Source organism: Phycicoccus avicenniae (assembly GCF_018139485.1).
GTDB lineage: Bacteria > Actinomycetota > Actinomycetes > Actinomycetales > Dermatophilaceae > Phycicoccus > Phycicoccus avicenniae.
This window is the reverse complement of sequence record NZ_JAGSNF010000001.1, coordinates 26,123-52,287: the sequence shown is the minus strand read 5'-3', so window position 1 is coordinate 52,287 and position 26,165 is coordinate 26,123. Positions and strand designations below refer to the sequence as shown.

The 26,165-nt window shown below is 73.4% G+C and carries 25 protein-coding genes; 8 read left to right on the top strand and 17 right to left on the bottom strand.

All coding sequences use genetic code 11. The features are described 5' to 3' along the window. Positions 1-8: 8 nt before the first annotated feature. Positions 9-683 carry a hypothetical protein gene (locus KC207_RS00240; RefSeq protein WP_211600830.1) on the bottom strand — a complete coding sequence of 225 codons (675 nt, stop codon included), beginning with the start codon at positions 681-683 and terminating at the stop codon, positions 9-11. Between the two features lie 40 nt (positions 684-723). Here KC207_RS00240 and KC207_RS00235 point away from each other — a divergent pair, with 40 nt between their 5' ends. Beyond that, positions 724-912: a hypothetical protein gene (locus KC207_RS00235; protein WP_249138455.1), complete on the top strand. Its 189-nt coding sequence runs from the start codon at positions 724-726 to the stop codon at positions 910-912. Between the two features lie 32 nt (positions 913-944). On the opposite strand, the gene KC207_RS00230 is transcribed toward KC207_RS00235, so the two are convergent. The 3 genes from KC207_RS00230 to KC207_RS00220 are packed head-to-tail and all read right to left on the bottom strand — an operon-like array spanning position 945 to position 2,193. Continuing rightward, on the bottom strand, positions 945-1,370 hold the full coding sequence (locus tag KC207_RS00230; protein WP_211600826.1) for a VOC family protein: 426 nt from the start codon (positions 1,368-1,370) through the stop codon (positions 945-947). 5 nt (positions 1,371-1,375) lie between these two features. Beyond that, positions 1,376-1,855, bottom strand: a complete 480-nt coding sequence (locus KC207_RS00225; RefSeq protein ID WP_211600824.1) for an SRPBCC family protein — start codon at positions 1,853-1,855, stop codon at positions 1,376-1,378. Next, positions 1,852-2,193, bottom strand: coding sequence for an ArsR/SmtB family transcription factor (locus tag KC207_RS00220; protein ID WP_211600822.1), 342 nt, complete (start codon positions 2,191-2,193; stop codon positions 1,852-1,854). Before KC207_RS00220 ends, KC207_RS00225 begins: the two co-directional genes overlap by 4 nt. A gap of 136 nt (positions 2,194-2,329) precedes the next feature. On the opposite strand from KC207_RS00220, the gene KC207_RS00215 reads away from it, so the two are divergent. Further along, positions 2,330-2,980, top strand: a complete 651-nt coding sequence (locus KC207_RS00215) for a hypothetical protein (protein WP_211600820.1) — start codon at positions 2,330-2,332, stop codon at positions 2,978-2,980. Between the two features lie 97 nt (positions 2,981-3,077). Here the strand turns inward: KC207_RS00215 and KC207_RS00210 are convergent, their stop codons facing one another. Genes KC207_RS00210 through KC207_RS00195 form a run of 4 tightly spaced genes read right to left on the bottom strand, consistent with a single transcriptional unit; the run spans position 3,078 to position 5,996 of the window. Beyond that, positions 3,078-3,704 carry a class III extradiol ring-cleavage dioxygenase family protein gene (locus KC207_RS00210; protein WP_211600818.1) on the bottom strand — a complete coding sequence of 209 codons (627 nt, stop codon included), beginning with the start codon at positions 3,702-3,704 and terminating at the stop codon, positions 3,078-3,080. Beyond that, positions 3,701-4,576 carry a dihydropteroate synthase gene (gene folP / locus KC207_RS00205; protein ID WP_211600816.1) on the bottom strand — a complete coding sequence of 292 codons (876 nt, stop codon included), beginning with the start codon at positions 4,574-4,576 and terminating at the stop codon, positions 3,701-3,703. Before folP ends, KC207_RS00210 begins: the two co-directional genes overlap by 4 nt. Next, complete coding sequence (locus tag KC207_RS00200) at positions 4,573-5,499, bottom strand: glucosyl-3-phosphoglycerate synthase (protein ID WP_211600814.1); 927 nt, start codon at positions 5,497-5,499, stop codon at positions 4,573-4,575. The genes folP and KC207_RS00200 overlap by 4 nt, the downstream gene beginning before the upstream one ends. After that, the gene (locus KC207_RS00195) at positions 5,499-5,996 is read right to left on the bottom strand and encodes a DoxX family protein (protein WP_211600812.1); all 498 of its coding nucleotides are present in this window, start codon (positions 5,994-5,996) and stop codon (positions 5,499-5,501) included. Before KC207_RS00195 ends, KC207_RS00200 begins: the two co-directional genes overlap by 1 nt. A gap of 222 nt (positions 5,997-6,218) precedes the next feature. On the opposite strand from KC207_RS00195, the gene KC207_RS00190 reads away from it, so the two are divergent. Together KC207_RS00190 and KC207_RS00185 are read left to right on the top strand one after the other, a co-directional pair. Continuing rightward, positions 6,219-6,926 (top strand): SDR family NAD(P)-dependent oxidoreductase, encoded by a 708-nt coding sequence (locus tag KC207_RS00190; RefSeq protein ID WP_211600810.1) that lies wholly within the window; start codon positions 6,219-6,221, stop codon positions 6,924-6,926. 140 nt (positions 6,927-7,066) lie between these two features. Next, positions 7,067-7,507 (top strand): ferritin-like domain-containing protein, encoded by a 441-nt coding sequence (locus KC207_RS00185; RefSeq protein WP_211600808.1) that lies wholly within the window; start codon positions 7,067-7,069, stop codon positions 7,505-7,507. A 60-nt stretch (positions 7,508-7,567) separates the two neighbouring features. On the opposite strand, the gene KC207_RS00180 is transcribed toward KC207_RS00185, so the two are convergent. Beyond that, positions 7,568-10,045 carry a glycoside hydrolase family 3 C-terminal domain-containing protein gene (locus KC207_RS00180; protein WP_211600806.1) on the bottom strand — a complete coding sequence of 826 codons (2,478 nt, stop codon included), beginning with the start codon at positions 10,043-10,045 and terminating at the stop codon, positions 7,568-7,570. Between the two features lie 108 nt (positions 10,046-10,153). Between KC207_RS00180 and KC207_RS00175 the strand changes: the two genes are divergently transcribed. Continuing rightward, complete coding sequence (locus KC207_RS00175; RefSeq protein WP_211600804.1) at positions 10,154-10,780, top strand: TetR/AcrR family transcriptional regulator; 627 nt, start codon at positions 10,154-10,156, stop codon at positions 10,778-10,780. 12 nt (positions 10,781-10,792) lie between these two features. On the opposite strand, the gene KC207_RS00170 is transcribed toward KC207_RS00175, so the two are convergent. The 3 genes from KC207_RS00170 to KC207_RS00160 are packed head-to-tail and all read right to left on the bottom strand — an operon-like array spanning position 10,793 to position 15,391. Beyond that, a complete protein-coding gene (locus tag KC207_RS00170) occupies positions 10,793-12,934 on the bottom strand; it encodes a hypothetical protein (protein ID WP_211600802.1) in 2,142 nt (713 codons plus the stop codon). Continuing rightward, positions 12,924-14,162, bottom strand: coding sequence for a D-mannonate dehydratase ManD (manD, locus tag KC207_RS00165; RefSeq protein WP_211600800.1), 1,239 nt, complete (start codon positions 14,160-14,162; stop codon positions 12,924-12,926). Before manD ends, KC207_RS00170 begins: the two co-directional genes overlap by 11 nt. After that, entirely contained in the window at positions 14,159-15,391 is a 1,233-nt protein-coding gene (locus KC207_RS00160) for a mannitol dehydrogenase family protein (RefSeq protein WP_211600798.1), read from the bottom strand. The genes manD and KC207_RS00160 overlap by 4 nt, the downstream gene beginning before the upstream one ends. Positions 15,392-15,624: 233 nt before the next feature. Here KC207_RS00160 and KC207_RS00155 point away from each other — a divergent pair, with 233 nt between their 5' ends. Genes KC207_RS00155 through KC207_RS00145 form a run of 3 tightly spaced genes read left to right on the top strand, consistent with a single transcriptional unit; the run spans position 15,625 to position 18,637 of the window. Further along, positions 15,625-16,641 carry a LacI family DNA-binding transcriptional regulator gene (locus KC207_RS00155; RefSeq protein ID WP_249138454.1) on the top strand — a complete coding sequence of 339 codons (1,017 nt, stop codon included), beginning with the start codon at positions 15,625-15,627 and terminating at the stop codon, positions 16,639-16,641. A 32-nt stretch (positions 16,642-16,673) separates the two neighbouring features. Then, the gene (uxaC, locus tag KC207_RS00150; RefSeq protein ID WP_211600794.1) at positions 16,674-18,083 is read left to right on the top strand and encodes a glucuronate isomerase; all 1,410 of its coding nucleotides are present in this window, start codon (positions 16,674-16,676) and stop codon (positions 18,081-18,083) included. A 44-nt stretch (positions 18,084-18,127) separates the two neighbouring features. Next, the gene (locus KC207_RS00145; protein WP_211600792.1) at positions 18,128-18,637 is read left to right on the top strand and encodes a gluconokinase; all 510 of its coding nucleotides are present in this window, start codon (positions 18,128-18,130) and stop codon (positions 18,635-18,637) included. 17 nt (positions 18,638-18,654) lie between these two features. Here KC207_RS00145 and KC207_RS00140 read toward each other — a convergent pair whose 3' ends face one another. The 5 genes from KC207_RS00140 to KC207_RS00120 are packed head-to-tail and all read right to left on the bottom strand — an operon-like array spanning position 18,655 to position 25,981. After that, on the bottom strand, positions 18,655-20,808 hold the full coding sequence (locus KC207_RS00140) for a beta-galactosidase trimerization domain-containing protein (RefSeq protein ID WP_211600790.1): 2,154 nt from the start codon (positions 20,806-20,808) through the stop codon (positions 18,655-18,657). A 42-nt stretch (positions 20,809-20,850) separates the two neighbouring features. After that, on the bottom strand, positions 20,851-22,896 hold the full coding sequence (locus KC207_RS00135) for an alpha-amylase family protein (protein ID WP_211600788.1): 2,046 nt from the start codon (positions 22,894-22,896) through the stop codon (positions 20,851-20,853). After that, positions 22,893-23,786 (bottom strand): carbohydrate ABC transporter permease, encoded by an 894-nt coding sequence (locus KC207_RS00130; protein ID WP_211600787.1) that lies wholly within the window; start codon positions 23,784-23,786, stop codon positions 22,893-22,895. The genes KC207_RS00135 and KC207_RS00130 overlap by 4 nt, the downstream gene beginning before the upstream one ends. Next, entirely contained in the window at positions 23,783-24,721 is a 939-nt protein-coding gene (locus KC207_RS00125) for a carbohydrate ABC transporter permease (RefSeq protein ID WP_249138452.1), read from the bottom strand. The genes KC207_RS00130 and KC207_RS00125 overlap by 4 nt, the downstream gene beginning before the upstream one ends. Positions 24,722-24,730: 9 nt before the next feature. Next, a complete protein-coding gene (locus tag KC207_RS00120) occupies positions 24,731-25,981 on the bottom strand; it encodes an extracellular solute-binding protein (protein ID WP_211600783.1) in 1,251 nt (416 codons plus the stop codon). Positions 25,982-26,165 lie beyond the last annotated feature (184 nt).

Here is a 26,165-nt window from a genome sequence, read left to right as displayed (position 1 = left end):
GGGCCCGGTCAGTCGGCGGCCCCGGACCCGCCCGCGGGTGCCGCCACCTCCACCTCACGCCCGTAGGTCCAGCCGTCGGCCAGGGGCAGCGAGTCACCGCTCCAGAAGCGTCCCGGGTCGTACCAGTTCGTCGGGACGTCCCCGGTGAGGACGCCCATCTCCTCGAGCGTGGCGGCGACGACCTCGGCGCAGTACGCGTCCTCGGGGCGCAGGCCCTTGCGCTCCCCCGCCCGGCGGGACAGGTGCGCGTCCCGGCCGCGCAGCCACCGCCAGCCGAGGCGGACCGAGGACGGGAAGGACACCCCGTCCAGCCGGGCCACGGCCCGCAGCGCCGCGTCCTCCTCGCCCCGGCCCGCGGCCGGCTCGAGCTGGCGCAGCCAGGCCCGTTGGCCGTAGCGGACCTGCCACGTCGTCACGGCCTCGGCGAGGTCGTGCAGCTGCACCCCGCGGTGGTGGTCACCGGTCCACTGGTCGCGCATCGAGCGACCGAGCTCGGCGTGCCACATGAACGGCGGCAGGTCGTCGAGGACCAGCGCCATCCCGACGTGGTTGACCGGCGCGTTGCTCGCCGTCTGGATGACCCGGTCCGCGACGGTGCCGCCGCGGAAGATCCAGAGGTCGCCCGTCCGGGTCGCGGAGACGGCCTCGTCGAACGGGACGGTCGGGTGCTCGGTGCGCGCCATGCGGGTCAGTCTGCCGGGGCCCGTCGCTAGGGTGACGGACGTGGACCGCAACCGGATGTGGAAGCTGCTCGGCGTCGCCGGCGCCGCGGGTGTCGTCGCGACCGGTGTCCTCGTGACCCGCGACGAGCGCACCCGCCGCGCCTACTCGCCCGACGAGGTCCGCGACCGGCTCCGCGACCGGGCGTCCGCGGCTCGGGAGGCCGTGGAGGACCCGGGCGGCGGCCGCTGAGCGGGACGGCGACCGCCGGGACGCCCCCGCCGTCAGCCGCCGTCCTCCGAGCGGGGACCCAGGAGGGGTCGGTCGGCCCGCGCCCGCAGCTGCTGGACGGCCCAGCCGTTCCCGTCGGGGTCGCGGAACCCGAAGAACGTCGAGCCGTCCCGCTCGTCGTCGAAGGCGAAGATCTCGTCGCACTCGACGCCGCGGCCCACGAGCTCGGCCCGCGCGGCCTCGGCGTCGGACACGACGAGCTGGAGCCCCTGGAGCGACCCCGGGGCCATCCGCGTCAGGGTCGGCAGCGTGCCGACGACGACCGAGCACCCCGAGCCGCGGGGGGTCAGCTGGGCGACGCGGCCACCCGGGGTGTCGGTGTCGTGGTCGAGGTGGAACCCGACCGCGTCCCGGTAGAACGCGACCGCCGCGTCGACGTCGGACACGGGCAGGACGACGACCTCGAGGGTCCAGTCCACGGCCGTCAGCGCCGCTCGGCGAGGAGGGCGTCGAGCTTGACGTAGCCGTCCGTCATCCCGGACTCCATCCCGCCGGCGACCATCTCGTCCCGTCCCTCGACGGTCCGGCCCAGGCTGCGGCCGGTGAGCCGCGAGCGGTTGTCCCCGAGGTCCTCGAAGCCGAGGAACTCCAGCGCCACCTGGTCGGGCATCCCCTCGAACTCGAAGGTCTGGACGACGAGCTCGTCCTGGCGGACGGTGTGGAAGGTCCCGCGGAAGGCGTACTCGTGGCCCTTCGGGTCGCGGTGGACGTAGCGGTAGGCGCCGCCCTGGACGCAGTCCCAGAGCGGGACCTCCATCTCGTAGCCGTGCGGGCCGAGCCAGCGGCGGACGAGGTCGGCGTCGGTGTGGGCGGCGAAGAGGGCCGCGACGGGGGCGTCGAACTCGCGGGTGAAGTCGATCCACGGCACGCCGGCCGGGACGTCGAGGTGCAGTGCTTTGCTCATGTGTCTCTCCTGCGGGATGGGTCGCCGAGCACGGCGTCGAGCCGTCGGTAGCGCTGCTCGGCGAGGAGCCGGTGGCCGTCGATCCACGCCGTGAGGCGTTCGAGGGCGGCGGGCTCGAGGCGGACGGGGCGACGCTGCGCCTGCCGTCCCTTGGTGACCAGGCCCGCGTGCTCGAGGACCTGGACGTGCTTCGAGACCGCCTGGACGGAGATCTCGAAGGGTGCGGCGAGCTCGCCGACCGTGGCCGGCCCCCGGCCGAGCCGGGCGACGATCGCGCGCCGGACCGGGTCGGCGAGGGCCGCGAAGCCGCGGTCCACGAGCTCGTCGTCGGTGCTCACCGTTGTATTCAACCAAATAGTTTATCAACTGTCACATTGATGAGAACAATCCGCTGGCCGGACCACGTCGAACCCTCCGCGGGACGGCACCACCGATGCTGCCGTCCGACCCGCAGGGAAACCCCAGGAGGACCTCATGAAGGCCACCGCCCCCATCGCTCTCGGTGCCGCCGCGGCACTCTCGCTCGTCACGGCCGGCGCCGCCCAGGCCGCGCACGACGGCAACCCCTCGCCCAGGGTGGCGAGCTACTCGTACTCGCTCGACCCGGTCCAGGCCGAGTCGGTCCCGAACAGCCAGGCCACCGGGTCCACCCGGGTCAAGGCCCTGCCGAACGGCAAGGTCCAGGTCAAGGTCACCGCCTCCGGACTCATGCCGAACGCCCCGCACGCCATGCACCTGCACGGGGTCGACGGGCCGAGCACCGACATGGGCTGCCCCGGCCCGGCACAGGACGCCGACGGTGACGGCTACGTCACGGTCGTCGAGGGCATCCCGAGCTACGGCGGCATCCTCACCTCGCTCACGACGACCGGCGACATCTCCGCCGCCAGCGCGCTCGCGCTCGACCGGTTCGCCGTCGCCGACGAGGACGGGACCCTCGAGTACACCCGCACCTTCTCGCAGGACGCCGCGCTCGCCAACGCCGACACCGTCCAGGTCGTCGTCCACGGCATCGACATCAACGGCAACGGCGCCTACGACTTCGAGGCCGGTCCGTCCTCGCTCACCGACGCCGCACCGCTCGAGGCGACGATCCCCGTCCTCTGCGGCGGCATCGCGAACTGACCCCCGGATCGCCCGTCACCGGGTGGGACGGGCAGACGGCCCCGCGGCTCCGGCCGCGGGGCCGTCGTCCGTCCGCCGGCGGGACCGACGGGTGCCGTCAGGCGAGCGCGAGCCGGGCCACGACGTGGAGCACCCCGAAGGCGTCGTCGACGGCGACCCCCGCGCACGTCACCTCACCCTCCCGGGCGACCAGCGTCGCGGCGCCCACCTGGAGGGGGGCCCGCCCGTGGGCGAGCAGGTCGGCCGCGAGCCCGGGGTCGAGTCGGAGCACCGCCTCGAGGTCGGCGTCGCGCAGCGCGGCGACGAGGGCGTCGTCGAACCCCGCGGCCCGGTCGTCGAGGTGGCCGGGGGCCTTCTCGCTGCGCCGGGCGCTGCCGTCGGCGACGACGACGAGGGTCGGGGACGGCCCCGCTGCCTCCTCGCGGCCGAGCTCGCGGCAGTCGTCGACCGACGCGTCCCAGGCCACCGTGACGACCCCCGCGACGGAGACCCCCGCGAGGTCCGCGAGGTGTCGCCCCACGCGCTCGCCGAGCGGTGACCGGGTCGTGCGCGGCTCGCGGTCGGTCGCGACGACGAGGAGCACGGCGTCGGTGCCGTCGGCGTCGGTCGCGGCGGCCACCGCCTCGACGGCGGACCGTCGCAGGTCCGCCCCGGCGTCCAGCCGGCCCGTGTACTCGGGGAGCAGGAGCGGCGCCGACGGGACGACGACGAGCGACCCGGTCACGCGAGACCCCGGACGGTGCGGGCCGGCGGCAGGTCGCCGGCGACGACGGACACGAGGTCGAGGACCTGCCGGGTCTGCGGGGCCTCGTGCACCCGGTAGACCTGCGCCCCCTTCCAGGCGCACAGCGCGGTGGCGGCCAGGGTGCCGGTGAGTCGTTCCCCGACGGGCCGGTCCAGCGCCTCCCCGACGAAGTCCTTGTTCGACAGCGAGACGAGCACCGGGCGGCCGAGCGCCGTCAGCTCCTCGAGCCGACGGGTCACCTCGAGGCTGTGCCAGGTGTTCTTGCCGAAGTCGTGCGCGGGGTCGATGACGACGCGGCGCCGGTCGACACCCGCCGCCTCGGCCCGCTCGGCCTGCGCGAGCAGCGAGCGCCGCGCGTCGTCGACGACGTCGTCGTACTCGATCCGGTGCGGCCGGGTGCGCGGCGTCACCCCGCCCGTGTGGGTGCACACGAGGGAGGCCCCGAACTCGGCGGCGACGGCCGGCAGACCGGGGTCGGCGCCTCCCCAGGCGTCGTTGATGACGTCCGCCCCGACCTCGCAGACCGCCCGGGCGACCTCGCTGCGCCACGTGTCGACGCTGATGACGAGGTCCGGGAACTCGGACCGGACCTGCTCGACGAAGCCCACGACCCGGCGCTTCTCCTCGGCCGCGTCGACCTCGACCCCGGGGGCGGCCTTGATGCCGCCGATGTCGACGAGGTCCGCCCCCTCGTCGACGACCTGGCGGACCCGGTCGAGGGCGGCGTCCTCGGCCCAGGTGAGGCCCTTGTCGTAGAACGAGTCCGGCGTGCGGTTGACGATCGCCATGACGAGCCGGGCCGTCGCCGGGTACTCGCGGCGGCCGAGCAGCAGGGGGCCTCCGGTGCTCATCGGACGACGCCCCCGCCGTAGCCGGGGACCTCGACGGCGGGCGGACGCTCGCGCAGGTCGACCAGCCGCGGGCGCGGCTGATGGCCCTCGCCCGTGTGGGCGTACTGGACCAGCTCGGCCCGCTCGGGCACGGGCTCCCCGCCGGCCCGGGACCGGACCGCCGCCATGACCTGCACGGCCATCGGCCCGAGCGTGTCGTGCCGGTGGTGGCGGTGCGCGCGTCGGCCGAGGTCGACCTGCGCGATGGCGTCCGGCCCGTAGCGGGCGGCGACGTCGACGAGGGCGGCGATCTCGACCCCGTAGCCGACCGGGACGGACGCGGTCTCGAAGGCCGCCCGGCGCACGGCCCACTCCCCCGCCAGGGGCTGGACGAGCCCCGCGAGCTCCGGGTGGTGCAGCGCGAGGAGCGGGCGCGCCACGAGCTCGGTGACCCGGCCGCCGGCCTCGACCTCCCGCCCGTCGGGCCCGAGGAGCGGGCGGTCGTACACCGCCTTGACGAGCGCCACGTCGCGGTCGGTGAGCAGCGGGCCGAGGAGCCCGGTGACGAAGTGGACACCCCACTCGACGAGGTCGGCGTCGAGGAAGACGAGGACGTCGCCGCTCGTCACGTGGAGGGACTTCCACAGCGCCTCGCCCTTGCCGGGCAGCGGCGGCAGGTCGGGGAGGACGTCGCGTGCCGCGTGGACGGTGGCCCCGGCGGCGCGGGCCACCTCGGCGGTGCGGTCGGTGGAGTCGGAGTCGACGACGACGAGCTCGTCGACGAGCGGGACCTGCTCCATCCAGGCCCGACGGACGCCCCGGACGACGTCGCCGACCGTGTCCTCCTCGTCGCGGGCGGGGACGACGACGCTGACCCGGGTCGCGCCCTTGGCCGCGAGGACGGCGTCGGCCGCTCGCGCCGGCTCGACGGGACGGACGGGCATCAGGACCCGTCGGGCGCGGGCCGCCGGAAGACCGCGAGGAGGGCCAGGGCCGCGAGCACGCCACCGACCGCCGCGACGGCGCCCCAGACGACGCCCGACAGGGGCAGGCCGAACGCCGCGTCGAGGGACCACGCCCCCGGTCCGAGGACGGCGAGCGCGACGGCGGCCATCGCGACGAGGAGGACGTACTCCCAGCCGCCCTTGAAGACGAAGTAGCCCTTGCCGCGGTGGTCGGTGAGGCCCGCGACGGTCATCAGCCCGACGAACGCGGCCGCGGCCGGGCCGGTGAGCAGCCCGACGGTGACGAGGACGCCGGCGCCGATCTCGGTGAAGGCCGCGAGCCGCGCGTGCAGGGCCCCGGGGCGCAGGCCGAGCGACTCGAACCAGCCGGCCGTGCCGGAGAGGCCGCCGCCGCCCCACACCTTGTTCGCGCCGTGCACGAGCAGCATCGGTCCGAGGGCGAGGCGCAGGAGCAGCGCCGCGAGGTCGAGGTCCATCCCGTCCGTCCGTCGTCGGTGGTCGTCCGGGTCCGCCCGGCCGGATCCCACTCTAGGTGGCGGGGCGTCGGCGGGCGGCGGGCCCTGCTGTGAGCGCCCTGAGGCGGACGACCTTCGACAGTGGTGCGGACACGACCGGGACGCGACGCACCGTTTCCTACCATGGGCCGCGGCCCTCGAGGGCCGCCTCCGTCGGACGTTCAGCAGGGAGCACACACCGGCATGTCACGTGTCGTCGTCCTCGTCGGCGCCTCCGCCGACCTCACCCGTGCCCTGGCGCGTGACCTCGCCGCCTCGGGGGACCGGGTCGCCGTCGTCGTCGACCCCACCTCGGACCTGATCGTCGGGGACCTCCGGGCCAGGACGCGTGGCCGCACACCCCTGCGCGTCGTCGCCGACGTCCGCGATCCCGACGCCGTCGAGCTGGTCCTCGACGAGGTCGAGGAGCTGCTCGGCCCGGTCGAGGTGTGGGTGGGCACGGTCCCGGCCGTCGCCGGGTGCCCGTCGGGGGACCTGCACCCGGTCCGGCTGCGGGTCACGACCGACGAGGTGTACCTCGCGCTCGCCCACACCACCCTCGCCGTCCTCGAGCGCATGACGGCCCGCGGCGGCGGGACCGTCGTCCAGGTCGTCCCCGGGCTCGCGGGGCGCGAGGCCGCGGGCCGGGCGGCGGAGGCGGGGGCGCTCGCGGCCGCGCGCGGGTTCGCCGACGCGCTCGCCGCCGAGCTGCGGACGGAGCGCAGCCCGGTCCGCCTCCACCACCTCCAGGTGGGGCCGGACGACGACGTCTCCGCCGTGGCGCGGGAGGTCGTCCGGATCGCCCACCGGCCGGCGCACCGGGGCCGCCGGCTGCTGCGCGCCGGTGCCGTCGGCGGTGGGGCCGCCGTCGCGACGGGGACCGCGGTCCTCCTCCGCCGCCGACGCCGCTGAGCGGTCCGCCCGGACCGCCGGCCGGCTCGTCCTCGTCCCGGTCGACGAAGGTTCGACAGCCCGCCGGCAGGCGATGTTTCGCCGGGACGCGGCGCGGGGTACTGGCCCGTCGACCGATCACACCGACGAAGGAGACATCGATGTCGACCGACGAGAAGGTCGCGAAGGACCTCGTGGAGACCCTCAAGGACGGCCGCAACGGCTTCCTCGCCGCCGCGGAGAAGCTGCGCGACAGCGACCGCCCCGACCTCGCCGACACCATGCAGCAGTACGCCGACCAGCGCGCCACGTTCGCGCGCGAGATCGTCGAGATGGGCCACGAGTACGGCGACGAGGTCGACGAGAGCGGGTCGTTCGCGGCCCGTCTGCACCGCGGCTGGCTGTCGATGAAGGACGCGATCTCGGGCGACGACGCCGGTGGTGTCGTCGACGCCGCGGTGAGCGGCGAGGAGCACGCGGAGAACGAGTACCGCAAGGCGCTGGACGCCGACATCAGCGAGGGCTTCCGCACCGTCGTCGCGCGCCAGCACGAGGAGATCGCGCAGGCCAAGAGCACGTTGAAGAGCCTGCCCCGCTCCTGAGGCGGGAGGACGACGAGGGCCCGGGCCGTACGGCCCGGGCCCTCCTCGTGCCGTTGGTGCTCAGGCCGGCACCACGCCCCAGTCGTCGGCCACGACGACCCGGGCGGTGTGCAGCACCCGGTCGACCGACTCCGCGACGTGGACCAGGTACTCGCCGGGCTCCACCGCCCAGTCGCCGGCCGCCTCGTCCCAGTGCGCGAAGCGGCGGCGACCGAGGTCGACCGTCACCGGGGCACCCTCTCCGGCGACCGCCCGCACGACGGCGTGACCGGCGAACCACCGCGCGGGCCGGTCGACGGCCGACCCAGGGCGCTCGAGGTAGACCTGCACGACGTGCTTTCCCGCCCGGTCGCCGGTGTTCGTGGCCCGGGTCCGCACCGTGACCCCGTCCGGGGCCCCGTCCAGCGTCGGGGTGTCCACCTCCCAGGTCGTGTAGCCCCGCCCGGCGCCGAACCAGTACGCGGGGGTCGTGCCGGCGCGCAGCCACGCCCGGTGCCCGATGTGGACCCCCTCGTCGTAGGCGAGGACGCCGTCGACCGGAGTCACGTCCTGGACGGGAAGATCGGCCTGCGCCGCGGGCCAGGTCGTCGGCAGGCGGCCGCCGGGCTCGGCGGCGCCGGTGAGGACGTCGGCCACGGCACGGCCCATCTCCTGGCCGCCGAAGTAGCCGACGAGGAGCGCGGCGACGTCGGCGCGCCACGGCAGGAGCACCGGCGAGCCGGAGTTCACGACGACGACCGTCGGGGTGCCCGACGCCGCCACCGCGGCGACGAGCCGGTCCTGGGCGCCCGGCAGCTCGAGACTCTCGCGGTCGAAGCCCTCCGACTCCTCCTTGCTGCTCGTGCCGACGACGACGACGGCGACGTCGGCCCCGTGGGCCGCGGCGACCGCGTCCGCGACGAGCGCCTCGGGGTCACGCGGCGCCGGTGCGGTCCCGAGGGTGAGCCCGAAGGCGCCCTCCATCATCCGGTCCCGTGTCCGCATGTCGAAGCGCAGCCGCACGGTGTGCCGGCGGCCGGCCACGACCTCGACGGTCGCCCGGGCGGCCGGGGGGTGCAGGATGCTCGCGCCGAGCTGGTCGCCGATGGCCTCGGCGGTCTCCTCGAGGACGCGCTCGCCGTCGAGGTCGACGGTCCCGTGGCCGACGGACTCGAACCCCAGGTCGACCGGCCCGTCCTCCGAGGGCGTCCACTCGGCGACGACCTCGAACCACGTCGAGGCCGCGACCGGCGCCTCGCCGCCGAAGTACACCAGCGCCGTGGAGCGCCGGTGCTCGGTCCACAGGACGCCGTCGTCCTCGTCGAGGAAGCGCACGAGGACGCCGGGCTCCCCGGTCTCGGGGTCCGTGACCTCCGACAGCGGCAGCTCCGACAGGCCCGTGTGGGCGAGCGCCCCGACGGCGTAGGTGACGTCGGCGTCGGGCAGGGCCTCCCGGATGCCCTCGAGCGGGCTCACGACCCGCTCGGGCAGGACCGTCGCGGACCCGCCGCCCTGGGTGCGGGCGGTGTCGGCGTTCTGCCCGAGGACGGCGACCCGGCGCACGCGCTGCGGGTCCAGCGGCAGCACACCGTCGTTCTCGAGGAGCACCGTCCCCTCGACCGCGGCCTCGCGGGCGAACGCGACACCGGCAGCGGGGCCCACGTGCTCGACGGGCTCCACCGCCACCCCCTCGAGACCGCCGACGCGCGCAGCGAGCAGGAGGATGCGACGCACCTTGTCGTCGACCGCGGACTCGGGCACCGCCCCCTCCCGGACGGCGGCGACGAGGGCCTCGCCCCACGGCCCGTCCGGTCCGGGCATCGCGAGGTCCTGGGCGGCCCGCGCAGCGTCGAGGCTGCGCACCCCACCCCAGTCGCTGACGACGACCCCGTCGAAGCCCCAATCCTCCTTGAGCGGGTCGGCCAGCAGCGGGTGCTCGGACGCCGTCGTGCCGTTGACCGAGTTGTAGGCCGACATGAGCATCCACGGCCGGCCCTCGACGACCGCCTCCTCGAAGGCGGCGAGGTAGAGCTCGCGCAGCGCCCGCTCGGACACCTGCGCGCTCGCGGTGAACCGGTCGGTCTCCCAGTCGTTGGCGACGTAGTGCTTCGGGGTGGCGCCGACCCCCCGCCCCTGGCAGCCCGCGACGTAGGCGGCGGCCAGCCGCCCCGTGAGGAGCGGGTCCTCGCTGAAGGCCTCGAAGTGGCGCCCGCCCAGCGGGGACCGGTGCAGGTTGATGGTCGGGCCGAGGACGACGTCGACGTCCTTGCGGCGGGCCTCGGCGGCGGAGATTTCGCCGTACCGGCGGGCGACGTCGGGGTCCCACGACGAGGCGAGGGCGGTGGCCGACGGCAGGTTGAGCGACGGGCTGCGCTCGTCCCAGACCGGACCGCGGACCCCCGAGGGCCCGTCGGACAGGACGAGGCTGCGCAGCCCGACCTCCTCGACGGGGTAGGTGCTCCAGAAGTCCTGGCCGGTGAGGAGGCGCACCTTCTGCTCGAGGGTGAGGCGCTCGCACGCCGCCGTGACGACGGGGTGGTCGAGGTCGAGGTCGGTCATGTCCGCTCCGTCCGTTCGCGGGTCCCGGACGGGCTCCGGCGACCCACGCCCGACCCTACCAACGAAAGCCGAGCAATCGCTAGGTATTCGTTCTGTGACACTGGGCCGGTGAGCACCCCCGCCGACACCACTGGCGGCCGTCGTGGGCCGTACCGCAAGACCGTCCGACGACGGCAGGAGATCCTCGACGCCGCGCTGGAGGTCTTCGCGGTCGTCGGCTACCGCGGGGGGTCGCTGCGTGCCGTCGCCGACCGCGTGGGGATGAGCGAGGCGGGGCTGCTGCACCACTTCGGCAGCAAGGACCGGCTCCTCGTCGAGACCCTGCGGCGGCGCGACGAAGTGACCGAGGCCGACCTCGACTTCTCCGCCCCGGGACCGGAGGTGCTGCGTCAGCTCGTCGAGGTCGCGGCCCGCAACGTGCGCGCCCAGGGCGCCATCGAGCTCTTCGTCGTGCTCTCGGCGGAGGCGACCGACCCCGACCACCCGGCCGCCGCGTTCTTCCGGGACCGCTGCGAACGGCTCCTCGACCGGCTGACCGCCGTCTACGACGACCTCGGCGACCGCGGATGGCTGCCCGAGGGGGCGGACCCCGCTTCCCTCGCGCTGGGGACCGTCGCGACGTGGGACGGACTGCAGGTGCAGTGGCTCCACCTCGGCCGGGCCTTCGACCTGCCGGACGCCCTGCGTGCGGGGATCGAGGGCAGGCTCCTCAGGCCGCTGCCGGGTCCCGACTGACGCCGGCCCGGCTCACTCCGGCAGCATCGCGCCGTCGAGGTCCGGGCGCCCGTACCGGCGCGCCAGGGCGACGTCGTGCTCGACGTCGTCGAGGTAGAACGGGTAACCGAACGTCCGACCGGTCCGCGGCATGTCGTAGGCGCGGTAGTGCCGGCTCCAGTGGTGCCCGACGTCCTTCCAGTGACCGACCGCCGACTCGAGGGCCTCGACCGCCCGATCCCGCGCCTGCGGGTCGTCGACGGCGCGCACGAGCTCGACGGCTGCGTCGATCTTCGCCGCGTAGTACTCCCCGAGCGAGGCCAACCCCCGCAGGTCGAGCTCCACGCACGCAGTGGCACCGACGTGCGGCCCGTGCGCCGCCAGGTCGTCCGCGGACGAGCGCGCCGCACCGGCCTCCCGGCGCAGCAGGGCGGAGACGGAGGCGGGGGTCTCGCTCGTGGCCCCGGCGACTCCGGTCCGACCCCACTCCGCGATCGACACGACGTCCTGCCCCGGCATCGGCTCGGCCTCGAGGAGGTCGAGGACGGTCCGGAACCCGTCGGCCCGCCCGAGGCAGATCTCCGGGTGCCACTGGTAGTCGTAGTCCCGCCACAGCAGCCGGTTGACCGCGGGCACGATGCGGGAGGCGTGGGCGAGTCCCTCGGCGACGACCTCGGCGTGCTCCCCGTGGACCCGCCGGAGCACGGTCACCGGCAGATGGTCGGCCGCGTCGGGGTCGAACGCGAGCCGGCCCCACAGCCGGAACTGGAGGACGTGCCGCTCGTAGTCCCACCGCCACGTCTTGTGGCCGTGGTCGACGTGCTGGAAGTCACGGCCGAAGACGTACCCGTCGGCTCCCCAGTAGAAGCCGCGGACGTAGGGCTTGCGCATGCCCTCGACGAAGTCCCGGACGAACTCGGCATCGGCCCACTGGTGAGTGGTGACGTCGTCGTTGCGCACGGTGAACAGCACGTTGGTGCTCTCGAGGTCGACGCCGTCCCAGGCCCGACGCAGGTCCTCGAACCGAGGTCTCGGGTGGGACAGCGCGTGGGCGTTGGCGTACTTCCAGCTCACGAAGAACCGCTCCGGCGGGAACCTCGGCTGGACCAGCTCCTTGATCTCCTGCCCCGCGCCCTGCAGGTTCGTGCGCTGGATGAACCATGGCCGCCGCCCCGACCGCTCGTAGGCGGCGACGAACACGTCGGCGACCCACGCCTGCCGGTCCCTCGCGGACCCGACCATCGTCTCGGACGCGGACGTCCCGATGCCGCGGAGCAAGGGGTAGGTGACGAGGGTCCGGAGGATCATCTCCTCGATGTAGTCCCGGACCACGGGGGATGCCTGGCGCACCCGCACGTGCTCGCTCGACCCCACGAAGCCATCGGGGACCGGAGGGACCCCGAGGTGCTCCGCCGCCTCCGCCGTGAGGGAGATGTTCCAGGTGAAGAGCACCACCCCGATGCCCCGGTCGTCGGCGCGGCGGAGGAGCTCGTCGAAGAACTCCCGCCGCCGGGCCATCTCGGCGTCGCTCGCCGGGTTCGCGCCCCGGAACCGGTCCGAGGTCACGAGCAGGTGCCACGGGTGCTCCGACCACAGGGATAGCAGGTTGTAGCGGCCCCGGGCCAGCTCGTCGAGGAAACCGCCCCAGAACTCCATCGACCACGCCGTCTCGAGGTTCCGCTCGAACGGCTCGCCGTCGGCGTAGGGGGCGTAGGGCAGGTTGAACTTGAAGCCGCGCAGGGCGATGGCGGCGGCGCGGCGCACGACGAGGCCGGGCGCCGGCCAGCCGGCCCGCTCGACGAGCTCAGCCACCTCGAGGAGTCCGTAGAGCAGCCCGCTCGGCGTCGTGCCCGAGACCTCGACGACGCCGTCGTCGTGGGACACGATCTCGAACGACTCGTCCGCGACGGGTGGGACCTCGTCCCCCCGCACGGCCGCCCGGAACTCCCCGGAGAGGTCGGCCCGCGGGGCGGTGACGACGACCGCGGGACCGGAGGGGCGCCGAGGCGCCCGATCGAGGTCCTGCCGTCGGGCGACGAGCCCGCGGCCGTGCAAGGCCGCGGCGAGCTCTTCGACGCCGAAGGCGACCCGTGGGCTGCCCCCGGGGAAGGCGATCGTGACGGCCGTCCCGGCCGTCGGTGCGGTGACGTCGGACGGCTGCACGTCACCAGTCATGCACGGTCCCGTCGGCGAGCCTGTTGTACGGCAGGTACGCCTGCTCGTAGGGGTGACGGCCGGCCTCGTCGGCGTCGAGCTCGACCCCGAGCCCCGGGGCGTCGCCCGGGTGGAGCAGGCCGCCCTCGAAGGTGAAGGACTGACGGAAGACCGCATCGGTCCGCGCACCGTGCTTCATGTACTCCTGGATCCCGAAGTTGTGGATCGACAGGGCCAGGTGCATCGCGGCCGCCATGCCCACGGGAGAGACGTCCGTGGGTCCGTGCATCCCCGACTTGACCTGGTACATCGCCGCGTAGTCGAGCACCTTGCGCAGGTGCGTGATGCCACCGGTGTGCGTCACCGCGCTGCGGACGTAGTCGATCAGCTGTTCGCGGATGACGTGCTGGTAGTCCCACACGGAGTTGAAGACCTCACCGATGGCGAGCGGGGTCGTCGTGTGCTGCCGGACGAGCCGCAGCGCCTCCTGGTTCTCGGCGGGAGTGACGTCCTCGAGCCAGAAGAGGTCGTACGGCTCCAGGGACCGCCCGAGCGACGCCGCCTGGATCGGGGTGAGCCGGTGGTGGGCGTCGTGCAGCAGCGGCAGCTCCGGGCCGAACTCGTTGCGCACGGCCTCGAAGACGGCCGGCACGTGCCGCAGGTAGGCGCGGGTGTCCCAGTCCTCCTCCGCGGGTCGCGCTCCCCGCTGCGCGGGCTCGTGGTCGTAGCGCACCCCCGCGTTGCCGCCCGAGGTCGTGTTCGAGGCGATGCCGTAGATCGAGCGCAGCCCCGGCACCCCCGTCTGGACCCGGATCGCGCGGTATCCCTGCTCGAGGTGGTCCCGGACCGACTCGAACAGCTCCTCGGTGCTCTTGCCCGAGGCGTGGCCGTAGGCGAGGAGCCCCTCCCGGGACGCGCCGCCGAGCAGCTGGTAGACGGGCATTCCCGCCGCCTTGCCCTTGATGTCCCACAGGGCCATGTCGACGGACGCGATCGACGCCATCGTCACGGGGCCACGTCGCCAGTAGGCGCCGCGGTAGAGGAACTGCCACATGTCCTCGATGCGGGAGGCGTCGGCGCCGACGAGCAGCGGCACGACGTGCTCGCGCAGGTAGGCGACGACGGCGAGCTCGCGCCCGTTGAGCGTCGCGTCACCCAGACCGGTGATGCCGTCCTCGGTCGTGATCCTGAGGGTCACGAAGTTGCGGTCCGGGCTCGTGACGACGACGTCGGCGGCGGCGATCTTCATCGGGGGGTTCCTGTCGGGTCGGGGACGGAGACGAGCTCGGCGAGCTCCGCGACGACGTCGGGGTCGTCGGCGAGGCTCGACGAGAGATGACGGAGGGCGGACGTCGCGAGGTCCGCTGGGCTGCCCGGCAGGTCGGGACCGTCGAGGAGGCCGCCGCGCACCGCCGCGGCCCACGCCGCGACGGTCCGGAGCTGGCCCCGGCCGGCGTCGAGGCCACGGCGGCGCCGCTCCTCGACGACGGGCAGGACGCGGATGCCGAGCTTGAGCGCGCTGTCGACCGCGATCTGGGCGAGGGAGTGCTCGATCCGGGCGTTCGCGAAACGCGCGGTGACGGACTCGCGCTCGCGGTCGAGCTCGTCGGGCGTGAACGGAAGCACCGGACCGAGCCCGTCCCACAGCTCGCCGAGCTGCGCAACGCACTCCGGGTCGCGCATCGCGTCGGCGACGGTCCGGTGACCCCGCGGCAGGCCCGTGAGGGCCAGCAGGCTGTGGCCGGCGTTGAGCAGCCACAGCTTGCGCTGTTCGTAGGGCCGCACGTCGTCGACGAACAACGCGCCCGCGACCTCCCACGCCGGGCGCCCGGCCGGGAAGTCCCCGGCCAGCACCCATGAGGCGTGAGGCTCGGTGACGAGGCCCTCGTCGGTCGGTGCGGGGGTGATGCGGTCGACGACCGAGGAGACGAAGGAGACCTCGTCCCCGATCCAGTCCGCGAGGTCGGGGTCGAGCCGGCCGGCAAGGCCTCCCACCCGGCGTCCGAGCAGCGCCCCGTTGCTGTCGAGGTTGTCGCACGCCACGACGGCCATCCCGCCGCCCCCCGTCGCCAGCCGGGCCCGGAGCCCGTCGACGATCCGCGCGGCCGGGGACCGGGGCAGCCGCCCGGCGGCGAGCGCCCTGACGTCCTCGGCGTCCCGCGCCTCGTCATCGAGGTAGCCGGCCTCGGTCACCGTCACGGTGAGCACCGCCACCGTCGCCATCGTCCGGCGCCAGGCCACGGCGTCCGCACCGTCGTGGGCCTCCACGACGGCGGAGACGGTCTCGCGGCGGTCCGCGTCGGGGCCACGGACGACGAGGTCGTACCGGCATCCGGTCGCGCGCAGCGCGCGGGCGGCGTCGGGACGGCGACCGGTGAAGGCCGCGACACCCCACTGCTCCCCACCGCACCTGTTGGCCACCTCCGTGAACCACGCCTGGTGGGCGCGGTGGAAGGCCCCGAGTCCGAGGTGCGCCATCCGTACCGGAGCCCGACCCTCCGTCATAGCGGGCCTCGCCTCTGCGACGGGCGAGCGGGAGCGCCGGGTCCGTTCTGGACGTCGTTCGACGGCATCGCACCTCCTCGTGTGCCGGTGGGTGCGGTCACGCTAGCCCGAGTGCAACGATTTATGCAATCGCTTGCCGCTCTTTGCCATCCCGCCTCGCGCTCGATATGCTGCGCCGACACGACCGGAACCATGAGGGGGTGGCGTTGACCGCCAACGACCTGACGCAACGACGCGGACGGGCGGCGACCATCGCCGACGTGGCCAAGCTGGCCGGCGTCGCCACCTCGACCGTCTCGCGCGCCCTGAGCAACCCCGCGCGGGTGAACCACGTGACGAGGCAGCGCATCGAGGAGGCCGTGGGCCAGCTCGGCTACGTGCCGAGCGCCCAGGCACGGTCGCTGACCTCCGGGCGGACCGGCGTCGTGGGCGTTCTCGTGCCCGACATCGCCAACCCGTTCTACTTCGACCTCATCCGCGGGGCGCAACGCCAGCTCCGCGCGGCCGGCTACGCCCAGCTGCTGCTCGACACCGAGGAGTCGCACGAGATCGAGTCCTCGATGGTCGAGCTCATGCTGAAGAACGCCGACGGTGTCGTTCTCGCCGCGTCGCGGCTCGACGACGAGACCCTGACGGCCGCCGCCGCGCGACAGCCGCTCGTGACGATCAACCGCGACGTCCCCGACGTGCCGACCGTCATCCTCGACACACCGGAGGGCATGCGTCAGACCGTCGTCCACCTCCGCTCGCTCGGACACACCCGCGCCGTGTTCGTCGCGGGACCGTCCGGTTCGTGGTCGAGCGCCCGGCGCTGGGAGGCCCTCCTCGCCGCCGGCGAGGAGCTCGGTGTCGAGATGACGATGATCGGGCCGTGGGCCCCGACGGCGGCCGCCGGGTCGGCCGCGGCGGACGCCGTCATCGCCTCGTCGGCGACGGCCGCCGTCGTCTTCAACGACCTCCTCGCCATCGGCATGCTCGGCCGGCTCCAGGAGCGCGGAGTCCGCGTCCCCCTCGACCTCTCGGTCGTCGGGTGCGACGACATCTTCGGCGCGTCGTTCTGCAACCCGCCGCTCACGACGGTGTCGGCGCCGATCGAGGAGGCCGGACGGGTCGCGGTCACGATGCTGCTGTCGCAGCTCGGCTCCGCCGGGGGCTCGAGGTCGCGCACCGTCCTCCCGACGTACCTCACGACCCGTGAGAGCAGCGGCCCGGCCCCCACCTGACCCACCCCCGACCGCGACGACGAACGGCACCCATGCGCCTGCTTGACGACCCGAACCGGCTCCTGCCCGCCGACCCCGCGACCCGCCGCGTGGCCGCGGCCCTCCACGACACGGTCCGGGACCACCCGATCGTCTCGCCGCACGGACACGTCGACCCCCGGCTCGTCCTCGACGACCTGCCCTTCCCGGACCCGGCGCACCTGCTCATCGTCCCGGACCACTACGTGCTCCGCATGCTGCACGCGAACGGCGTCCCGCTCGACCGGCTGGGTCGGGGCGAGCCCGTCGACCCACGCGAGATCTGGCGGGAGTTCGCCTCCCGCTGGCACCTCTTCGCCGGGACTCCGGTCCGGGCCTGGCTCGAGGAGACCTTCCGCTCCGTGTTCGGGCTCACCGAGCACCCCGACACCGCGAACGCCGACGAGCAGTACGACGCCGTCCAGGCCTGGATCGACGCCCCCGGTTCCCGACCCCGCGCGCTCGTCGAGTCCTTCGACATCGAGGTGCTCGCCACGACGGACGACCCGGTCGACGACCTCGCCGCCCATCAGGCGCTGCGCGACGACCCGACCTTCTCCCGACACGTGCTCCCGACGTTCCGACCGGACCGCTTCCTCGACCCCTCTGCCCCCGTGTGGCGCACGGCTGTCACGGAGCTCGAGGACGCCGGCGGAGTCGACTGCGGCACGGCCGCCGGGCTCATCCGGGCCCTCGAGGCACGTCGCGAGCACTTCCGGGCGTGCGGTGCGACCGCGACCGACACGAGCACCATCGACCCGTGGACGGTCCGCCTCGAGCCGTCGGAGCTGGAGCGGGTGCACCGCGACGCGCTCGCCGGCACGGTCTCCCCCGACGACGCCGCCGCCTACCGCGCGCACATGCTGTGGGAGCTCGCGCGCATGTCGAGCGAGGACGGACTCGTCATGCAGCTGCACCCCGGCGTCGTCCGCAACCACCACGGGGGGACCCTCGCCCGTTACGGCGCCGACACCGGGCACGACATCCCGACGGCGACGACGTTCACGCAGCCGCTCCGGCAGATGCTCGAGGACTTCGGCACGCATCCCGCGTTCCGGCTCGTCCTCTTCACCGTCGACGAGACGACGTTCTCGCGCGAGATCGCCCCACTGGCCGGCTTCTACCCCTCCGTCTACGCCGGGGCCCCCTGGTGGTTCCTCGACAGCCCGAACGGCATCCGGCGGTTCCGTGAGGCCGTGACGGACTCGGCGGGCTTCTACAAGACGAGCGGGTTCATCGACGACACCCGGGCCTTCCTCTCCATCCCGGCGAGGCACGACGTGTCCCGCCGGACGGACGCGGGGTGGCTGGCCGAGCTCGTCGTCACCGGACGCCTGGGGACCGAGGAGGCGACGCGGATCGCCACGGATCTCGTCGGGGTGATCCCCCGCACCGCCTTCCGCCTTCCCGGGGCGCCCGCGTGAGCCGCCCCCCGTCGGGGGGACCCCGGCCCCTGGGAGTCGTCGTCATGGGCGCGTCGGGGTGCGGAAAGTCCGTCGTCGGCGAGGCCGTGGCGGTTCGCCTCACGGCTCCCTTCGTCGACGCGGACGACCTCCACTCCGCCGAGGCCAGGGCGTCGATGAGCGCCGGCAGGCCGCTGGACGACCAGGCCCGCGCTCCCTGGCTGCGGCGCGTCGTCGCCCGCATGGAGCGCGAGACGAGGTCCGCCGGCGCGGTCGTCGTCGCCTGCTCCGCGTTGCGTCGGCGGTACCGCGACGTCCTGCGCGGGGCGGACATGGTCGACGTCGTGTTCGTGCACCTCGAGGGCAGCCGCGCGCTGCTCGACACCCGGATGCGGACCCGGGACCACTTCATGCCCCCGGCGCTGCTGGACTCCCAGCTGAGCACCCTCGAGCCACTCGCCCCGGACGAGAGGGGCGCCGTCGTCGCGCCGGAGGGCACGGTGGACGACGTCGTGGCGGTGGCCCTCGAGCACCTCCGGGCACTCGCTCCCGGGCGCGCCACACTCCTGCGCTGAGCGCGGGCCCGGGGGCCTCAGTCGGACCCGGGGTGGGGCGTGATGCGGACGACCTCGACGTCGGTGACGCAGTCGACGACGAGCTCGCCGGAGGCTGGGACCTCGAGGCTGGTCCCCGACCTCAGCAGCTCGGCTCGGCTCGGAGCGAGACCACCGGACAGGACCATGCGCACCTCCCGCAGCGGCGCGAGGTGTTCCACGACCCCGCCGGACGCCCCGGGATGGTGGAGGTTCACGAGGGTGACGTACGTGGCGTCCGACGCGGTGAGGGCGTGGACGTCGACGTGCGCGTCCCCGAGGACGCGGACCGGCGGCCGCCGGTCCCCTAGGGCGTGGTCGAGCGCGCCGCGGAGGACGGCGAGGTGGTCGCCGACCCGCTGGTGGAAGTACGCGACGTCGAGGTCGGGACCGAGGTAGGCCCCGGTCCGGCCCGGGCGGGTCGCCAGGGCTACCGCCGGACCGTCGTACGCCCCGGGGAGCCACGCCGCGTGCGTCGGGATGACCCACTCCTGGGGGTTCACCGCGAACGCCGGCTCCGCGTCGTGCGCCTCGAAGGCGGTGACCCACTGCCCCGACGGGACGACGTCGTCGTCGTCCGGCGCGAGCATGAGGCGCTCCTCGACCGGCACTCCCGTCCGCCGGAGGTACGTCGTGAACGCGGGACCACGGGTCTCCCCCCGGACGATGCCGAGCAAGCCGCCGACGATGTCCCGCGGGTGCGGCCGGCCCCACTCGTCGAGCAGCCCGGCGTTCCCCACCGCGACGAGCCCGCCCCCGCCCTCGACGAAGCGGGCGATGCGTTCCAGGGTCGCCTCGCTCGCCGTGAAGCCGGACGGGAGGACGAGGGCGTCGAGCCCCTCGAGCCCGTCGAGGAGGTCGGCGTTGACGAGGTCGACCGGCACACCCGACCGCTGCACGGCCACGTACCACCCGGCGACGGCGTCGTAGTGGGCGCCGCGCGAGGGCGGGGAGACCCACGTCTCGTGCCAGGCGCTCTGCTGCGACCAGGCGACACCGACCCGCGCCGCGGAGGGCAGGGTTCCGAGGTCCACCCCGGACGAGGCGAGCCAGCGGTCGAAGGCGACGGCCGTGTCCGTCCATCGTCGGCTCCACTGGCGTCCGGAGATCGTGTGCCACTTCGGATGCTCTCCGTGCGCGAAGGACAGCGCGAGCTGCAGGCTCAGCTCGGCGGGGTCCTTCGACGTGTGCCGCCCCTGGCGGAACCGGTACGCCCCCATGATCCGGACGGCGGGGCGACCACGTGCCACGGACTTCATGAGGGCGGTGCTGAGGCCGACCTCCCAGAGTCCTGCCGGAGGGGTCGCGCGGCCGTGGTCGAGGGCCCGGTCCTGGTTGTCGGTGACGACGACGTCGAGCGTGTCCGCCCACTGCGACCACGGCAGGGCACCCGCCATGCTGGGGATCGCCGAGGTGATGAACGTCGGACCGCCACGCTGGGCGCGGGTGTGGGCCTGGATGCTCCGGAGCACCTCGAGGGTGCAGTGCTGGAGGAACGCGACGTAGGTCCGGAAGACCGGGTCGTCCGGGTCGTCCGCCGCGGGGTAGGCGAGGCCGCCGCTGAAGTCCGCCCACGCCTCGAGGCATCGGGGGCAGTGGCAGAGCAGCCGGGTGGACGGCGGGACGAGGCCGAGCGTCGGGAACCCGTTGGTGAAGAACGCCGCGACGTCGTAGCGCTCCGCGATCTCCGTGAGCATCGCCGGGAGGTACGTGCGGAAGAGGTCCGAGTTGACGCACGTGTAGTAGAGCTCGTCCTCGATCGGCGGCGCCCCCGGCCTGCCCCAGGGCCGGCCGGTCACGTCGTGGAGCGTCAGGGGACGACCGTCCGGGCCGGTCATCATCCAGTCCGGGTGGAGATCGCAGAACCGCTGGTCGACGACGCAGACGTCGAGGCGGGCGACGACCTCGATCCCCAGGCCCCGGGCCACCTCGACCATCGCGCCGAAGGGATCACGGTCGCCGACCCCCGGGAGCCGAGGGTGTCCCTCGACGTCGCTCGGGTAGTAGGCGACCGAGCCCCCGACGTTGAGGCTCACGGCCTGGAGGTCCGCGCGCGACCAGACCTCCCGCCAGTACTCAGGGTCCATCTCGTCGACGTCGGCGGCGGTGAAGTTCACCTGTCCGAACCGGGTCAGGCCGTCCAGTCGGGTCATCGTCTCGGGTCCTCTTCGGGTCGTCGGGAACGGTGTGGTCGGTCACGGTGCGAGCACGACGACCTCGAAGAGCCCGAGGTGCCGGATGGTGACGGTGACGACTCCGGCGGCGTCGCGCTCCGACCGCTGGGAGGTCCCGTCGACGAGGAGGTCGACCCGTCCGACGGCGTCCACCGTCCGGATCCGGATCGACACCTCTCGCAGGGGCACGTGGCGCAGGACCGTGCCGTCGCGGACTCCCGTCTGGTTCAGCACGTGGAGGACGAGGCGGTCACCGCTGCGTGCCACGACGACCTCGACCTGCTCCGGGAGGTCGGTCTCGACCCATGGCCTCGCGAGGTCGTCGACACGCCGCACGAGCTCGTCCCGCACCTCACGGGTGCCCGCGGCCGAGTACGCCGCCCCGAGGGTCACCGCGAGCGCCGTCACCGCACCGCGCCCGGACCGACGGGTCGCACCCATCGGGTCCTCCGTCACCCGGTGCCCGAAGCTCTTCTCCGGGGGACCCCACGGCGCGGCCGTCGTCACTGCGCCGAACGGGACCGCATCGTCACGCCAGGCGAAGCGTCGCAGCTCACCGAGGACGGGGAGGACGGGGGCGGAGAACGACGAAGGGAGACCGCCGGGTGGTGGCGGGGACGGCAGGGCGTAGACGGACCTCAGGGCGGAACCGTGGCGCTCGGTGTCGGACAGGGTGGTCGCCGGGTGCGTCGAGACCTCGACCGCCCCGCCGTCCAGGGCCGTGTCACCGGTGAGGAGGAGGTGTCCGCCGCGGCGGACGTACTCGTCGAGCACCGCCGACACGGAGGCCCCGAGCGGGCCGAGCGCCGGCAGGACGACGAGCTCGAAGCGCTCGAGCGCCTCCGCCGTGATCCCCGCCAGCGCGCTGCGGTCGACGACGTCGAACGGTCGGTGCCGCTCCTGCAACGCCCGGTGCAGTCCGCGGTACTCGTCGAGGGCGAGCGCCGCGTCGCCGTCACCCTCGTAGCCCGCCGAGCGGGACGTCAGGGAGGGGCGCACGAGGGCGATCGGCGCGGCCGGGTGGAGACCGTCGTAGACGTCGGCGTGCCACCGGAAGAGCCGGACGACCTCGCCGACGGCCTCGAGGTGCGGGGACGGGACACGAGTGGGATCGCCCATGACGTAGACGCAGGGGTTCCCGCCCCGGGCGATCGCCTGGAGGAGGTACTGGAGGAACCGTTCGGTCTGGTCGGCCGCGAACCGGTACCCGATGTCGAGGAAGGACACGAGGAGCACGAGGACGGGGACCTCGGGGGCGAGACTCTTCCGCACGCTGACGACGTCGCCGCTCGCGTGCGGCCACGCGACGCGCCCGAGGCTGTTGCCGACCTCGCCGTACGGCAGGGCGGTCCCACGCTGGAGGACGAGCGGTGTCCCCGGGGAACGGCGCTCGATCTCCTCGGCGATGCGGCCGCCGAGGTCGGCGATGCACGCCCGGGTGAACTCCTGCCACCGTGGGTGTTCCGGGTCGTCGGCGTCGACCGGGAGGCGCGCACCGTCACCGAAGGCCGCGTACGCCCTCGCGCAGTCCTCGCAGTGGCACACGCCGTGGTCCCGACCTGCGTAGTCGTGCGCGTTGAAGCTGAACCAGTTGAAGAAGAACCCGTCGACGGGGTACCGGTCGAGGACCTCACCGACGATGTCGACGGCGTGCGTCTGCCAGTACGCGCGGTTCGGGCACGTGGAGTGGAGCGACTCGTAGACCTGTGGCTCCCCCCGAGCCGAGACGAAGAGCCAGTCCGGGTGCTCACGGGCGATCGGCTCGGCGACCTTCGACAGGTCGATCCGCGCGATGACGCGCACCCCGCGCGCGTGCGCCGCAGCGACGGCGTCGCCGACGAGGTCGCCGGAGGGTCGCGTCGCGAGGTACGACGTCGGGGTCTGGAACGGCAGGTCGCTCGGGTGGAACGAGACGATCCCTCCGACGTTGAGGAGCCAGGTGTCCGCCCCGACGGACTCGATCGTGTCCAGCACCGCCGGGACGTCCATCCCCGCGTCGATCTCCTGCAGGTTCGTCTGGAACGTGGCGAAGGGGCGTCGCCACCACTCCCGCTCGGACGTCGTCACTTGATGCCGGTCGTCGCGATGCCCGAGACGAAGTAGCGCTGGAAGAAGAGGAAGAGCACGACGATGGGCGCGAAGGTCACGAGCGAGCCGGCGAGCAGCGCGCCGTAGTTCGTCATCCCCTCGTTCTGCGACATGACGGTGAGCGCGACGGGGAGGGTGTACATGTCGGTCCGCTGTGCCACGACGAGGTTCCACAGGAGGGCGTTCCATGAGGTGACGAAGGTGAGGATGCCGACCGTCGCCAGAGCCGGGCCGCAGAGCGGCAGGAAGACCCGGGCGAAGATCCGGATCTCGCCCGCACCGTCGATGCGCGCGGCCTCGAGGAGCTCGTCCGGCAGCTGGGAGATGAACTGCCGCATGATGAAGACGCTGATCGGCGTGACGACGAACGGCAGGATCATCCCCGCGTAGGTGTTCGCCAGACCGAGCTGGGCGATCGTGACGAAGCGGGGGACGAAGAGCACCATCGCGGGGATCATGAAGGTCAGGAGCACCGCGACGAACACGGCCCGGCGGCCGGGGAACCGGAGCTTCGCGAGGGCGTAGCCCACGGCGGAGGCCAGGAGCAGGTTCGCGACGACGATCGAGGTCGACACGACGACGCTGTTGAGGAAGTACCGGGGGAACTCGGGGTTCTCGATGAGGAACCGGAAGTTGTCCAGGGTCACCGGGTCCGGCCAGAACGACTCGCTCCGCAGGATCTGCCCGGTCGGCTTGAAGGCACTGACGAGGGTCCACAGGAGCGGGCTGCACGTGACGATCGCGCCGATCGAGAGGACGACGTAGAGGAGGGCACGCCAGGCGCGACCCCTCTCGGAGCCGCGGCGCCGACGGCGGCGCGGCTCGGGCGTGGTGGGCGCGGCGGCGGGACGGGTGGACGTGAGGGTCACGTGCGGCTCCTCAGGACGCGGAACTGGACGAGTGACAGGAGGCCGATGATCGCGAAGAGCACGTAGCTCGCCGCTGCGGCCTCCCCGTAGGCGCCGAAGCCGAAGAACTCGTAGACGAGCATCGACATCGTCGCCGTGGAGTTGAGGGGACCACCCTGCGTCGTGACGAACGGCTCCTCGAAGATCTCGAGGAAGGAGACCGTCTGCAGCACCATCGCGAGGAGGATGGTCGGCATGAGCAACGGCACCGTGATGGAGAACAGCCGCCGGGGCGCCGAGGCGCCGTCCACGCGGGCGGCGTCGTAGAGGTCCTGGGGTATGGCCTGCAGGCCGGCGAGGAAGAGCACCATGATGAAGCCGAAGCTCCGCCAGACGATGAGCAGGATGATCGTCGGCAGCGCCCAGAACGTGTCGGTGAGCCATGGGCGTCCGTCGACCCCCACGGTGGCGAGCACGGCGTTGAAGACACCCTGGTCGGCGAAGAGGAACTTCCACACGACGGCGATCGCGACGACGGTCGTCACGACGGGGACGTAGTAGATCGTGCGGAACAGCGGCTTGGCCCGTTGGATGCCGTTGTTGAGCGCGACGGCGAGCAGGAGCCCGAGGACGATCGTCGCCGGGACGCCCACGACGACGATGACGAGGGTGTTGACGATCCCGCGGAGGAACTGCCCGCTCGAGAGCACGGTGACGAAGTTGTCGAACCCGATGAACTCGACGTTGAAGGGCGAGCGCAGGTCGCGGTTCGTCATGTCGGTGAAGCTCATGAAGAGCGACCACAGCATCGGCCAGAGGCTGAAGACGAGGAACACGACGACGAAGGGCAGCGCGAGCAGCCAGCCGGCGACCGCCTCCTCGCGCCGGCCGCCGGCCCCACGGGGCCCGCGGCCGCCACCCTCGGAAGGGCGGCGGCCGAAGGTCGGACGCAGCATCGACATAGGTCAGCGACCCGTGCCGATCGCGGCGGCTTCCTGCTGGATCGCGGCAGCGGCGTCCTCGGGCGTGATGACCTGCCGAGCCAGCTGCTCCGCGTACGTCGCGAGCACCTCGCGCACGCGGGTCCACGTCTCGACCGCCGGGAGCGCCGTGCTGTTCTCGAGCTGCGCCGCGAAGGCCCGACCGCTCTCGCTCTCCGCGAGCGGACCGGACTCCCAGGCCCCCGTGGCCGCGGGCAGCACGCTCGAGACCTCGTAGAGCTCCTGCTGGGACTCCGGCGTCGACATCCAGCGCAGCAGCTTGAAGGCGGCGTCCTTGTTCTGCGAGTCGGCCGTGACCGCGAGCCCCGACCCGCCGAGATAGGCGTTCCCGCCCGCCGGGCCGGCCGGGAGCGGCACCACACCGATCTTGGAGTCGTCACCGCCGAGGGCCTCGAGGGCGACGTCGTAGGAGTAGGAGCCGGTGACGTAGGACCCGACGCGCCCGTCGGCGAAGGCCGCCTCCACCTCGCCCACTGCTGTGGGGGCGAAGTTGATGTTCGTGTACTCGTCGGCGAAGACCTGCTGGTAGTACTCGAGGGCGGCCACGACCTCCGGCGAGTCGAAGTCGAACTCGTCGTCGACGACGAGCTCCGCTCCTGCGGAGTACATGTACGTCACGAGGGTCTGCCAGGCCGCCGTGCCCGACTGGAACTGGAAGTAGGGGTTCGCCATGCCCTCCGAGCTCTCCAGCGCGGCGGCGAAGTCCAGGACCTCGTCCCACGTCGTCGGGGCCTCGACCCCGGCCTCCTCGGCGAGGTCGGCGCGGTAGTAGAAGCCGAAGACGGTGACGTACCACGGCACCGCGTACTTCACCTCGTCGAAGGTGACCGTGTCGATGGCACCGGGGAAGAAGGCGTCCCAGTCCATGAGGTCCTCGGGGACGGGGGCGATGCCGCCCGTCTCGGCGTAGGTCTGCAGACCCGTCGAGGGCTGGATGATGTCGGGAACCTCACCGCTCGCGATCGCGGTCTCGAGCTTGCGGGGCAGCTCGTCGACGGACACCGGGGTGACCGAGACGCTGACGTCCGGGTTCTCCGCGACGAAGCCCTCCGAGATCTGCTCGACCGCCGCCGCCTGGTTGGTGAAGGCCCATACCGTGAGGTCGCCCTCGGCGGGTGAGTCGTCGACGGACGCGACGTCGTTCGTCTGCGGCCCGTCGTCGGACCGCCCGCAGCCGCCCAGCGCGATCGACACGGTCACGAGCGCCGCCGTCACCACGGATACGGTTCGTCCACGTCCTGCTCGCATGTCTCCTCCTTGAGAACATCCGCCGCCCGCCGAGGCGGGTCACCGGGAGGTCGCCGCCCCCGTCGTCGGGGTGGCCTGCGGTCGAGTGAAGCACAGGTTGGCAGAAAGTGGCAAGCCTTTGCCGCAACAAGGCATCGCGGATGGACGGCCC